Origin of the sequence: Flavobacterium chryseum (genome assembly GCF_004362015.1) — a bacterium.
GTDB lineage: Bacteria > Bacteroidota > Bacteroidia > Flavobacteriales > Flavobacteriaceae > Flavobacterium.
Map to the genome: position 1 here is coordinate 29,232 of NZ_SNWW01000012.1, position 14,257 is coordinate 43,488.

A 14,257-nucleotide genomic window follows, 5' to 3' on the forward strand; every position below is an offset into this window, starting at 1 on the left:
TGAGTAATTAAAATTTCTTATTATTTATAAAATATATAAACTAAACCAAAGATTATGAAATCAATTATACCTTCTTTAATTATCGCTATTTTATTCTTTAGCTGCAATCAAAAAGTAGAAAATAAAGTTGTAGTAAAAGAACAGCTTCAAATCCAAGAAATAAATATAGCGAAAGAAAACACTTTAAAGACTTTTACTTACGAAGAAATTGCCAAATATACAATGGCATCAATTATGGGACAATCTCCAAAAATAATTAAAGTAATAAAAAATGGTAATTTGTATTATGTATCGTATACTAGGAAGTCAGACAATAAAAAATTTGATTACAAAATAAAATTTACCGGTAATAAAATAATTTGGGCAAATATTGATGGAAGATGGAGAGATTCTGAATATGATGAAAAAATTAGTTTTCGAGAAAATAATCAAATATTATATATAATCCAATCTTTTGAAGATGGATCTGAAGATATCGAGGAATATAAAAAAGGACAATAAAGGACAATAAAGACTATAATAAAATCTCAATAACAACTTTAATCTATTCATTTCTTCTGAATAGTTAAACAAAATTCACTTATTTTCATTTCTTTTTTCTCATGAAACGAAATGAATATATTGTTTACATTTATTTATTACACTCTAAAATTAAAAAAATACTCCGCCTCGAAACATAATTTACTCTATTTCAGTAAATTAAACAATAAAAAATGTTTAAAAAATTTAACAAGAAAAAAAGCATCATTTGTAAAACCGTATTATTTTTTTATTAAATTTGTATAAAGTATCAAAACAATGTTAAAATTTAGAAAATATAATTAACATTTGTTTAATTTTCAGACAATACTCATGCCCTGTAGATTATTACTGAAAACATCTTTGCAAAAGTTGAGATCAATTATTAACCTACAAATTCAGAAGTTATGTTTAAGTTCAAAGCTTTTAAGAAACTTCGTTTTCCAAACGTTTTCATTCTTCTGCTAATTGTATTTTTTTCTTGTGCATTATTAATTTGTATCAATTTTTTTACCATCAAAACTTTATCTGCAAATAGAGCTTACATAAATGGCGAATCACATTATTCGAAAGGTCAAAAAGATGCTTCACGGCATTTAATTACTTATTTATACACTCAGGATCCAAATCAGTGGAAACTGTATTTAGAAGAATTAAAAGTTCCTCAAGGCGATGGTACTGCCCGAATGACTTTGTTAAAAGTGGGCGATAATGAAGTAGCCAGAAAAGCATTGCTTGTAGGTAGAAATCATCCGGAGGATTTAGATGATCTTGTTTGGTTGTTTGTCAATTTCAAAAAGGTATCTTTTTTAGCAAAAGCAATTCACGAATGGGAACAAGGCGATAAATTAATTTTTAAACTTTTCATTATAGGACAACAAATCGATGCCAAAATAAAACACAAAATATTGACTGTTACTGATCAGCAAAATTTTCTTCATGAAATTAGTGTCATCAGTGACAAACTTACCATTAACGAACGCAATTTTTCGAACACACTTGGTGAAGGAACACGGAAAATAAAAGACTTGCTCGTTTTTACAAATGTTCTTTTTACGCTGATCATTGTCTGCAGCGTTTGTCTTTACTATTCTATAATGGTAAAACGATTAATTGTTTCTAAAAAAGAAATCGAGGTTAAAAACGAAAATTTAGTATTGGTAAATCATGAACTTGATCGTTTTGTCTATAGTGCTTCGCACGATTTAAGATCCCCGATAACTTCTTTAAAAGGCTTAATAGAAATTACACAATCAGAAGAAAATGTATGTCAGATTAGAGAATATTTAAAACTAATGTATACGAGCCTGGCCAGACAAGATCAGTTTATTAGCGACATCATAGATTATTCTAAAAACAAACGAAAACAGATCATTATGGAACCTGTGAGTCTGCGGGAACTTTTTGACGAGGCCATTGCACAGCTTATGCATTTCGAAAATGCCAATCAAATTGCTATTACAAAAGAGTTATTGGTTGATGAAATTGAGAGCGACAGTTTACGCTTAAAAATCATTATCTCTAATTTACTTTCAAATGCTATAAAATATGCTGATAATAGCAAACAAGAAATGATTATCTCGATTAAAACTTATATCGTTGATGGTTTAAACAAAATTGAAATATCAGACAACGGAATTGGAATTAAAGACGAGTTTAAAGAACATATTTTTGAAATGTACTTTGGAACAAACAAAAATAAAGGATCAGGATTAGGACTTTATATCGTAAAAGAAGCGGTTGAAAATATTAGGGGAAATATTTATATGTCTTCAGAAAATAACATTGGAAGTAAATTTATTGTAACAATACCAAGCGCAAATGGAATTTAAACCTGTATTTTTATTAATTGATGATAACCTGATAGACCAGCTTGTTACTAAACAACTTATAAAAAAAACTCTTGATGCTGACTTAATTATTGCTAATAATGGCGAAGAAGGCATTCAGTGGCTTTACAATCATCAAAATTTAAAATCATTGATTATCTTATTGGATATTCAAATGCCAATAATGAATGGTTTTGGATTCTTGTCTGAATATGATAAGCTAAGCGAGGAATTTAAAAAAGAAATTCACATTTATGTCCTTTCATCTACTTTGGATGCGGATGAAATTAAACAAATTGAAGACAATAATTATGTGACAGATTTTTTAAGCAAACCACTTCCAATTGAAGAGTTTAAAAAGAAAATATATCTTAGTTAATGTTATTGAACCACGCGATTTACTTGCGAAAAAGCTCGTTGATAGTAAGCTTCTTTTGTTGAAGAAATCATAACACCACCGTGAGTTGAGGAATGCACAAATTTAATTTCTCCATCAACTACTTCGACCACCATTCCAACATGATTAATTTGATTCCTTCCGTTAGTTTTAAAGAAAATTAAATCTCCTTTTTGAGCTTCATCACTTGTAACTACCATTCCCATTCTCGATTGTTCTATCGAGCTTCTGGGCAACTTAATATCAAAACTGCTAAAAGTCGAAATCATTAAACCTGAGCAATCAAAACCTGCTTTTGTAGTTCCTCCTGATCGGTATCTTGTACCAATATTTTCAGTTGCATTTACAATTAACTGATTAACCAAATCAGAGTGATTACTAACTTTTATTATTGTATTTGTACTTGTTGAATCTTTTTTTACAGAAGCATCGGCAATAGCTGTTTCCGCCGTTAACATTGGATCTTTTATTTCCTGACTTGTGGCAGAAGCTGCTGCATCGGCCTTTTCTTTTGTCGTTCGAATTTTTAGAACATATCCTACAGGCAATTGACCTTTTATGAATGGGTTTTGTTTTTCTAATTCTACAACTGTTATTCCGTATCTTTTTGCAATGGCATATTTGGTTTCTTTAGGCAAAACCTCTACGACAACTTCTACTTCATTAGATATTTGATTATTCTCAATTGGTTTTTCCGTTATTGCAACTGCGTTTGATGGAATAGCAATTTGCTGCCCTACTTTCAAACCTTCTGTTTCCAGAAGTGGATTGGCCTTTTTTAAATCCTCTACCGAAACATTATATTTCTTTGAGATTCCCCACAATGTTTCTTTAGCTAAAACCTCGTGTGCACCAGGATTATTATTTACAACTGTTTCACTTACTGCTACTACTTTTGTATTGGCTTGATTTGTATTTGGAATTAATAAAACTGAATTTAGTTTTAAAATTTTAGGAGCATTAGGATTTGCTTCTATAATTGCTTTGGGTTTTACTCCGTATTTTTTTGCAATTACTGTGATATTCTCACCTTTAGAAATGGTATGTTTTATATATTTTTCCTGCGAAAAAACACTACAACTAAAAAACAACAACATGACGACTAATCTATAAATCATAATTTGGGGGAATTATTTTCATTATCTCTTTACAATCAACAACATAACATCTAAAGAGACAAATTTGATTACTGATGGAGCGAATTTAACTTTTTTATGTAAAAAAAACACTTTTTTTAACAACTAATTTCTACTCTTCAATATTTCAAAACATTAATACATAATAAAAAACTTACAAATATATAACTTTAAAATAAAAAACGCTCTGTTTTCACAGAACGTTTTTTTATTTTAACTAAATTTTAAAAATTTAAGCTTTTCCGGCAGCAATTAAATTTAATGCTGAACCTGCAACGAACCAACCAATTTGACCAGCGTTATAAGTATGATTTGCCAAGATAATATCTTTAGAACCATCTGCGTGAACGAACTCTAATGTTAATGGTTTTCCTGGAGTGAACTCAGTTAAATCTGTAAAGTTAATTGTATCGTTTTCCTGGATTTTATCGTAATCAGCTTCGTTAGCGAAAGTTAATCCTAAAAGACCTTGTTTTTTAAGGTTTGTTTCGTGGATACGCGCAAAAGATTTTACTAAAACCGCTTTAACTCCTAAGAAACGCGGTTCCATTGCGGCATGCTCACGAGAAGAACCTTCACCATAATTGTGATCTCCCACAACAATAGATGGAACTCCGGCTGCTTTGTAAGCACGAGCTACAGCAGGAACTGCATCATAAGTTCCGGTTAATTGATTTTTAACAGAGTTTGTTTTTTGGTTGAATGCATTTACTGCACCAATCAACATATTGTTAGAAATGTTATCTAAATGTCCGCGGAAACGTAACCATGGTCCAGCCATAGAAATATGGTCAGTAGTACATTTTCCGAATGCTTTGATTAACAATTTAGCACCGGTAATATTTTTACCATCCCAGGCATCAAACGGAGCTAATAATTGTAATCGCTCTGATGCAGGATCTACAGCAACCTGAACTCCTGAACCGTCTTCAGCCGGAGCCTGGAAACCTGGATCTTCGGCATCAAAACCTTTTGGAGGCAATTCGTCTCCTGTTGGAGCATCAAGTCTTACTTCTTCCCCATCTTCATTAATTAAAGTATCTGTTAATGGGTTGAATCCAAGATCTCCCGCAATAGCCATAGCGGTAACCAATTCTGGCGAACCTACGAAAGCTAAAGTATTTGGATTACCATCTGCACGTTTTGAGAAGTTACGGTTGAAAGAGTGAACGATAGTGTTTCTTTCTTCTTTCTCTGCACCTTCTCTGTCCCACATACCAATACATGGTCCGCAGGCATTAGCAAAAACGGTAGCGCCAATTTTTTCGAAAGTATCAATAAATCCATCTCTTTCAATTGTATAACGCACTACTTCAGAACCTGGAGTAATGGTGAACTGAGATTTAGTTTTTAAGTTTTTAGCACTTACTTGTCTGGCTAAAGAAGCTGCACGAGCAATATCTTCGTAAGAAGAGTTTGTACATGAACCAATTAAACCAACCTGAATTTGTAATGGCCAGTTATTTTTGATCGCTTCTTCTTTCATTTTAGAAATTGGAGTCGCTAAATCCGGAGTAAAAGGTCCATTTAGGTGTGGCTCTAATTCTGATAAATTGATTTCGATCACCTGATCAAAATATTGTTCCGGGTTAGCATAAACTTCCGGGTCTCCAGTTAAGTAAGAAGCTACTTTATCTGCAGCATCAGCAACATCGGCTCTGTTTGTAGAACGCAGGTAACGACTCATAGAATCATCATAACCAAAAGTTGAAGTTGTTGCTCCAATTTCAGCTCCCATGTTACAAATAGTACCTTTTCCTGTACAAGACATAGAAGTTGCACCTTCACCAAAATATTCAACAATTGCTCCAGTACCACCTTTTACAGTAAGAATACCGGCAACTTTAAGAATAACATCTTTAGGAGCAGTCCATCCTGATAATTTACCAGTTAGTTTAACTCCAATTAATTTAGGAAATTTAAGTTCCCAAGCCATACCAGACATAACGTCTACAGCATCAGCTCCACCAACACCAATTGCTACCATTCCTAAACCACCTGCATTTACAGTGTGAGAATCGGTACCAATCATCATTCCGCCGGGGAAAGCATAATTTTCAAGTACTACCTGATGAATAATTCCGGCGCCTGGTTTCCAGAAACCAATTCCGTATTTATTTGAAACTGACGATAAAAAATCGAAAACTTCGTTACTTTGTGTTTTTGCCCTGGCCAAATCGGTTACAGCATCTACTTTTGCCTGAATCAAGTGATCGCAGTGAACCGTTGTAGGAACTGCTACTTTTGATTTACCAGCGTGCATAAATTGTAATAATGCCATTTGAGCTGTTGCATCCTGACATGCAACACGATCCGGTGCAAAATCAACATAATCAACTCCTCTTCCAAACGCCTTTGTCGGATCTCCATCCCAAAGGTGATTGTACAAAATTTTCTCCGTTAAAGTAAGTGGACGACCAACAATCTCGCGTGCTTTATCAACACGATCCGGCATGTTCTCATACACTTTTTTAATCATTTCAATATCAAAAGCCATAAGTATATAATTGTTTTTGTTTATTTTATTTTGAACATCACAAGGTACAAAAAATAGAGTAGCCAGAAAAGAAAAAGCCCGAGTTTATGACTCGGGCTTTTTATATATAATGATTATAACTAATCGTATATTATTACATTACTAACTGTTTACTAGAAGGTGCAAACTTAGTCAGACTAATGCCTTCTACTGCAGCTATATATTCATTCATTGTAGGAGTTCTGCCTAGAATTGTAGATAATACAACAACTGGTGTAGAAGAAAGAAGTGATTCTCCTTTTTTACCTTCCGTATCTTCTACAACTCTTCCTTGGAAAAGACGCGTAGAAGTTGCCATTACAGTATCTCCTTTTGCTGCTTTTTCCTGATTCCCCATACAAAGGTTACATCCAGGACGCTCTAAGTACAACATGTTTTCGTATTCTGTACGTGCCGCACCTTTAGGAGCATTATCGTCAAATTCGAAACCAGAATATCTTTGTAAAACTTCCCAATCACCTTCAGCTTTAAGTTCATCTACAATGTTGTAAGTTGGTGGCGCTACTACAAGAGGGGCTTTAAACTCAACTTTACCATGTAAATCTTCTATATTTTTTAGCATTTGAGCCAAAATTTTCATATCGCCTTTGTGAACCATACAAGAACCAATAAATCCAAGATCTACTTTTTTCTCTCCTCCATAAAAAGATAAAGGCCTGATGGTATCGTGAGTATATCGTTTAGAAACATCAACATTATTTACATCCGGATCAGCAATCATTGGCTCAACAATTTGTTCAAGATCAACAACAACTTCAGCATAATACTTAGCGTTTGCATCTGGAGTTAATGCTGGTTTCTCAGCTGATTTAATCTCAGTAATTCTCTTATCTGCTTTATTGATCAATCCCTGAAGAACTTGTTTGTGATTGTCCATACCTTTGTCGATCATGATCTGGATTCTGCCTTTTGCAATCTCCAATGAATCAATCAAGGTATCATCTTCAGAAATACAGATAGAAGCTTTTGCTTTCATTTCTGCAGTCCAATCCGTAAAAGTAAATGCCTGATCAGCAGTAAGAGTTCCAAGATGAACTTCAATAATTCTTCCTTGGAATACGTTTTCACCACCAAACTTTTTAAGCATTTGAGATTGTGTTGCATGAACCACATCACGGAAGTCCATATAACCTTTCATCTCTCCAATAAATGTTACTTTTACTGATTCTGGAATTGGCATTGAAGCTTCACCGGTAGCAAGTGCAAGAGCAACTGTTCCTGAGTCAGCACCAAAAGCAACACCTTTTGACATTCTTGTATGAGAGTCACCACCAATAATGATAGCCCACTCGTCTATTGTAATATCGTTTAGAACTTTGTGAATTACATCTGTCATTGAATGATAAATGGCTTTCGGATCACGAGCTGTGATCAATCCGAAGTCATTCATAAATTTCATCAATTTTGGAATATTTGCCTGAGCTTTTTTATCCCATACCGATGCTGTGTGACAACCTGACTGGTAAGCACCATCAACGATTGGAGAAATTACTGTAGCTGCCATAGATTCTAGTTCCTGAGCAGTCATAAGACCAGTCGTATCTTGCGAACCTACTATATTAACTTCTACACGAACATCAGATCCTGCGTGTAAAACTTTACCCGGAGTTATCCCAACAGCGTTTCTGTTGAAGATTTTTTCTACTGCTGTAAGACCTTGCCCTTCAATAGAAATTTCTTTTGATGGAGCAAATACAAGAGGAGCTTCAATATCCAGAATTTTCGCTGCTAATGTCTGAAGCTTTTTACCAAATACAATTGCATATGATCCACCAGCTTTTATAAATTCCATTTTCTGAGGCGTGAATGCCTTAGAGATATCAATTAATTCTTTATCTCCGTTATACAGCTTCTTAGTTTTTGTGTTTATTGTAAGCACAGTACCAGTTGCTACAGAGTAAGCTTCTTCTAAGATAGGCTCATTATTCTCATTTCTAAGAACATTCCCATCTGCATCTAGCTTTTTTACCCAGTTTTTAAGATCTAAACCAATACCACCAGTAACATCAACAGTTGTTAGGAAAATTGGAGAAATACCGTTTGTTCCCGCAACAATTGGTGCAATATTAATAAATGGAACATATGGACTTGCTTGTTTTCCTGTCCAAAGAGCCACGTTATTCACACCTGACATTCTAGAAGAACCTACACCCATTGTACCTTTTTCTGCAATTAACATCACACTTGCATCTGGATATTGTGCCTGCAGCATCTTGATTTCGTCTTGTGCTTCAGGAGTAATCATGCATTTACCATGAAGTTCACGGTCAGAACGTGAGTGCGCCTGATTACCCGGAGATAACAAGTCAGTCGAAATATCCCCCTCACCAGCGATGTAAGTAACAACTTTAATTTCTTCAACTACCTCTGGCAATGAAGTAAAAAATTCTGCCTTTGCATAACTTTCAAGAATCTCTCTGGCAATTACATTTTCATTTTTAAAAGCTTCTTTTAGGCGATCTGTGTCTGCCTCATAAAGATAAACTTGTGTCTTAAGAACATTTGCAGCTTCTTTGGCAATAACAAAATCTTCGCCAAGTGCTAAATCCAAAAGCACTTCAATAGAAGGCCCGCCTTTCATGTGTGATAGTAACTCAAAAGCAAAAGCAGGTGTAATTTCTTTTACTGCATATTCTCCAAGAATGATTTCTTTTAAAAATTTAGCTTTAAGACCTGCAGCACTCGTAGTTCCCGGTACAACATTATAAATAAAGAATTTAAGAGAATCTTCTCTGTATTCGTTATTTACATCTTTAATTTGTTCAATGATATCGCTTAGTAATTCAGCACCATCAATTGGTTTTGGATGAAGTCCCTGTTCTTTACGATCTGCAATCTCTTGAATGTAATCCTGATAAATATTCATAGTAAAGGTATTTTGTAGGTATTTTTATTTTTTTGTTCGCAAATTTAGTTATTAATGCTGAGAATTAAAAAAAATATAATAGAAGTCGCCTTTTCAAAAATTATTATTGTTAAAAAACGATTTTCACTGCTTGTTTTTATCAAAATGTCAATATTGTATTAAAAAAATGAATTTTTAACATTTTAAAATCTTTTCTTTAACAAAGTCGAAATTTGCTCTCAAAAACAAACCTTATTTTAACGCTATTTTGAGTAAAGAATCTTTCTAAATTAGAATTTACATCGTTATAGTTAGCATAAAACATCGTTTTTTAATGATTCTCAAAATAGAATTTTAGAAAGCTTTATTAAAGATAAGTTTACAACGTCAATATCGATTTAAACAAGAAAGCCTAACAATAAATGTTAGGCTTTCTTTTCAATATTTTAATAAACTTACAACAACTTCTGAATAATAATTTCTTCCGTTATTCCTTCAGCATCTGCTTTATAATTTTTAATAATTCTGTGACGTAAAATTCCGGTTGCAACTGCTTTTACATCTTCAATATCCGGAGAGAATTTCCCTTTGAAAGCGGCATGAGCTTTTGCAGCTAAAATTAAGTTTTGCGAAGCTCTTGGCCCTGCTCCCCAATCTAAATAATTTTTTACAAAATCATTAGACAAACTATTGTCCGGACGTGTTTTGCTAACCAAGGTTACAGCATATTCAATAACATTGTCTGCTACAGGAATTCTGCGGATTAAATGTTGGAAATCGATTATTTCTTGTGCAGAAAATAAAGGATTTATTGTTGTTTTAGCATCAGATGTAGTACGTTTTACAACTAGCACTTCTTCTTCAAAGCTTGGATATTCTAATTTTATAGCGAACATGAAACGGTCTAACTGTGCTTCCGGTAAAGGATAAGTTCCTTCCTGCTCGATAGGATTTTGAGTAGCCAGAACGAAATAAGGTAAATCTAATTTATGATTTTCTCCGGCAATTGTTACGGAACGTTCCTGCATGGCTTCAAGCAGAGCTGCTTGCGTTTTAGGTGGCGTTCTGTTAATCTCATCCGCCAAAATAATATTAGAGAAAACCGGTCCTTTTATAAATTTAAATTTTCTGTTTTCATCTAAAATCTCACTTCCTAAAATATCAGAAGGCATTAAATCCGGCGTAAACTGTATTCTTTTAAAATCCAATCCCAACGCCTGAGATAATGTATTTATTAATAATGTTTTTGCTAATCCTGGTACACCAATTAAAAGGGCATGTCCGCCAGAAAATATGCAAATCAATATTTGATCTACAACATCATCCTGGCCTACAATGATTTTTGCTATTTCGGCTTTTAATTCGTTACGTTTTTGAACTAAGTTATGAATCGCTGCTACGTCAGACATTTATGAATGTATTTAAAATTAAAAAGAGTTAGTTCTATGAAATCATAAAACTAACTCTTTTATTTATTTAATAAAATTATTTTTTCAACCAATTGTTTGTAAACTTACAATCTCTGTATTCTCCAATAACTTTAATATAAGTATCTTTAATTTTATCATCAAACCATTTTGCAATTGCATTGATTTGTTTTTCTTTTAATGCTAATTCTTTAATTTTAGTATAATCTTGAGCATAATCTGCTGTATGCTCGTTAATTCTATTAGTAACGGTAATCAATTTATATGTTTTTTTACCTTTATCATCTGTATTTAAAAGTGGCTGAGAAACTTCAGTATCTTTCAAATTAGAAACCTGGCTATACAAAGTAGGATCCATTTTTGTGAGTTCAAAACGAGTATCTTGTGTATTAGGATTTACTAAAGTTCCACCGTTTGTTCTTGTTTCTTTTTCATCAGATTCTGTTCTGGCTGCTTCAGCAAATGTAATTTCTTTGTTTACTATCTTATTTCTAATATTAGTAATTCTTTCTTTAGCATCTTTTAAAGCTGTTTCAGAAACAGTTGGAGCTATCAAAATATGACGCAATTCTACTTCTTGTCCTTTTATTTTATCAATCATAATAATATGATATCCAAAATTAGTTTCAAATGGCTCAGAAATTTCACCTTCACCTAAACTAAAAGCAACATCTTTAAATTCTTTAACAAAAGGTGTTTTTCTGGTCATTTTATAATAACCTCCACTATGTGCAGATCCCGGATCCTGAGAATACAAAACTGCTTTTGTTGCAAAACTTGATCCTTCTAAAACGTCTTTTCTAATAGCATTTAATCTATCTTTAACTTTTTGTTTGTCTTCTTCAGAAACTTTAGGCTCTACTACAATTTGCGCTACTTCCATTTCAGCTCCAAAAGTTGGCAATTCTTCTTTTGGTATTTTTTTAAAGAAATTACGAACTTCTTCGGGTGTAATTTCAACTGCATCAATAATCTTTTTTTGCATTTCTGAAGCTAATTTTTGCTCCTTTAATATATCTGCAAAATAAGTTTTAAATTCCTCTACAGAATTTTTCTTGTAATAAGCTACAACTTTATTAATATCACCAACTTGTTGAATCATGTAATTCAAACGTTCATCCATCATAGATCTAACCTCTGCATCACTTACAATAATACTATCCTGAATCGCCTGATGCGCGTATAATTTATCTTCTAACAGTTTACCAAGCATTTGGCATCTGGTAATATCTTTTGTAGAACCTCCCTGACTTGTAATTTCTAAATATCCTTTATCAATGTCTGAATCTAAAACAATATAATCTCCAACATTAGCAATAATACCATCAATTTTTTGCTTTTGTCCTGAAGGAGTTTCAATTGGCTTTTCAGCAACAACATCTGGTATAATTTCTTGTGCCGAAATAATTGAGTTGAAAAAAAATAAAAAACATATTGTTAACCCGAATCTGTAATCAATTGTTTTTAGCTGTAATTTTTTTAATAACATTATTTTAAATTTAATTTGAATGCCTTAGACCTTTGTTTAAGCTGTTGATCCTCTATTATGATTTTCAAAATCAATCTGAAAATATTCAATATATAAGATCTTGTTTGTTTTAACTTATAACGAACAAAAATAACAATTCAATTACATAATACAACTATCAGCAATACTATTAACAAAAAATTATAGGATACCTTTTTAGCAGTATTAGTAATAAGCTGTTTTTCAGGCAACAATTTCAGTTCTAATCAAAATTACACACACTTTTTCATAAGCTTAAAACTTTTCGTTGTTAAGTATTTTGACAATACAGAAGCAAGTATTCTTATATGAAATACAAAAAGTTTTCAACACTACAACGTTTTCGTAACATAAATATTTTCCTATAAATAAAAACATAGCAAATTTTACATACTTTCGATATGTAATTAGCAATTTATTGGTGTTAAAATTATGAATATATCATATTTATAACAACATTATTCAACAATTACACTTTACTAACCTAAACCAAATCTTTATTATGAAAAATTCTTATGCAAAAATGTATTGCATTTTGGCTACGACAACGCTACTGTTTTCATGTTCTCAAAATGAAATGAGTGAAAATGATGTAAAATCTGAAAGCCAGCAATTTAAAATCATCAATGTAACACATCACGACGGAAAACCTTTTAGCACAGGAGAAACAAAATCATCTCTTACCGGAAAATATGTAGACAATCCGGGAGGAGGTGTCATGATGCAAGCTTTTTATTGGGATGTTCCCGCCGGAGGAAATTGGTGGAACACTGTTACTACTAAACTAACCGACTGGTCGAACGCCGGAATTGGCTCTGTTTGGCTCCCACCCGTTTCTAAAGCACAAAATGGTCCCTTTTCGATGGGATATGATCCTACTGATTATTTTGATTTTGGAGATTTTAACCAAAACGGAACTATTGAAACCAGATTTGGATCAAAAACTGAATTGGTAAGTTTAATAACAAAAGCACATACTGAAAATATGAAAGTGTACGCTGATATTGTAATTAATCACAATAGTGGAGGACAATCAGAAGCAAATCCGTTTACCGGAACTAATACCTGGACTAACTTTAATGGAGTTGCTTCGGGAAAATTCAAACGTACTTACACTAATTTTTACAAAAACAGTTTTGGTAATAATGATGAAGGTTCTTTTGGAGGATTTCCTGATTTATGTCATGCAGATCCTTATGTAAAAGACTGGTTGTGGCTACGAGCTGACGGAGTTGGTAAATATTATAAAAACACCATGAAATTTGATGGCTGGAGATTTGATTATGTAAAAGGTTTTGGTGCTTGGGTTGTCAATGCGTGGAATGCGAATGTTGGTGGATTTTCTGTTGGAGAATTGTGGGATTCGAATGTAAACATATTAAATGACTGGGCAAATAACGCAAACAGTTCTGTATTTGATTTTGCATGTTATTATAAAATGAATGATGCTTTTGACGGAAATAATCTTGCAGTATTAAATGATGATATGATGTGGAAAAGAAATCCGTACAAAGCGGTAACTTTTGTTACGAATCATGATACCGATGAAATTTCAAATAAATTATTGGCCTATTCTTATATTTTAACTCACGAAGGATATCCAACGATTTTCTACAGAGATTACGAAGAATGGCTGGATAAAGCTAAATTGAACAATCTTATCTGGATTCACAACAATAAAGCAACTGGTACAACATCAATCTTATATTCTGATAATGATGAATATGTGGCAAGAAGAAACGGATACAACGGAAATCCTGGATTAGTGGTTTATATCAACAATTCGACTTCATGGCAGGAAAGATGGGTTGAAACCAATTGGGCCAATACTCAAATTAAAGATTTTACCGGAAATTCTACCTGGTACCCAACTACACAGGCAGATAAATGGGTTAAAATTCAATGTCCGCCTAAAGGATATACTGTTTGGTCAATTAATCAATAATATATAAAATGATATTTTAAGGCTGTTCTTTTAGAACAGCCTTACTTTTTGTTTGAAACATTTCTTTTACACACTAAAGACTTCTAAATTAAGAAGTGAATATTTTTATTAAGCCG

At 32.8% G+C, this 14,257-nt stretch carries 9 protein-coding genes; 4 read left to right on the forward strand and 5 right to left on the reverse strand.

All coding sequences use genetic code 11. The features are described from left to right. The first annotated feature begins 54 nt into the window (after nucleotides 1–54). The 3 genes from EV143_RS18875 to EV143_RS18885 all read left to right on the forward strand — a co-directional run bounded on the left by EV143_RS18875 (nucleotide 55) and on the right by EV143_RS18885 (nucleotide 2,727). Complete coding sequence (locus EV143_RS18875) at nucleotides 55–501, forward strand: hypothetical protein (protein WP_133509499.1); 447 nt, start codon at nucleotides 55–57, stop codon at nucleotides 499–501. A gap of 425 nt (nucleotides 502–926) precedes the next feature. Further along, complete coding sequence (locus EV143_RS18880; RefSeq protein ID WP_133509500.1) at nucleotides 927–2,351, forward strand: sensor histidine kinase; 1,425 nt, start codon at nucleotides 927–929, stop codon at nucleotides 2,349–2,351. Then, a complete protein-coding gene (locus EV143_RS18885; RefSeq protein WP_133509501.1) occupies nucleotides 2,341–2,727 on the forward strand; it encodes a response regulator in 387 nt (128 codons plus the stop codon). The genes EV143_RS18880 and EV143_RS18885 overlap by 11 nt, the downstream gene beginning before the upstream one ends. A 2-nt stretch (nucleotides 2,728–2,729) precedes the next feature. Here EV143_RS18885 and EV143_RS18890 read toward each other — a convergent pair whose 3' ends face one another. From EV143_RS18890 to EV143_RS18910, 5 genes are all read right to left on the reverse strand, one after another. Then, the gene (locus EV143_RS18890) at nucleotides 2,730–3,863 is read right to left on the reverse strand and encodes a C40 family peptidase (RefSeq protein ID WP_133509502.1); all 1,134 of its coding nucleotides are present in this window, start codon (nucleotides 3,861–3,863) and stop codon (nucleotides 2,730–2,732) included. 250 nt (nucleotides 3,864–4,113) lie between these two features. After that, nucleotides 4,114–6,378 (reverse strand): aconitate hydratase, encoded by a 2,265-nt coding sequence (locus EV143_RS18895; protein WP_133509503.1) that lies wholly within the window; start codon nucleotides 6,376–6,378, stop codon nucleotides 4,114–4,116. 133 nt (nucleotides 6,379–6,511) lie between these two features. After that, on the reverse strand, nucleotides 6,512–9,283 hold the full coding sequence (locus EV143_RS18900; protein WP_133509504.1) for a bifunctional aconitate hydratase 2/2-methylisocitrate dehydratase: 2,772 nt from the start codon (nucleotides 9,281–9,283) through the stop codon (nucleotides 6,512–6,514). Nucleotides 9,284–9,717: 434 nt separating this feature from the next. Beyond that, nucleotides 9,718–10,671, reverse strand: a complete 954-nt coding sequence (locus tag EV143_RS18905; protein WP_133509505.1) for an AAA family ATPase — start codon at nucleotides 10,669–10,671, stop codon at nucleotides 9,718–9,720. A 76-nt stretch (nucleotides 10,672–10,747) separates the two neighbouring features. Further along, complete coding sequence (locus EV143_RS18910) at nucleotides 10,748–12,178, reverse strand: peptidylprolyl isomerase (RefSeq protein WP_133509506.1); 1,431 nt, start codon at nucleotides 12,176–12,178, stop codon at nucleotides 10,748–10,750. Nucleotides 12,179–12,698: 520 nt separating this feature from the next. Between EV143_RS18910 and EV143_RS18915 the strand changes: the two genes are divergently transcribed. After that, entirely contained in the window at nucleotides 12,699–14,141 is a 1,443-nt protein-coding gene (locus tag EV143_RS18915; RefSeq protein ID WP_133509507.1) for an alpha-amylase, read from the forward strand. The last annotated feature ends 116 nt before the right edge of the window (nucleotides 14,142–14,257 follow it).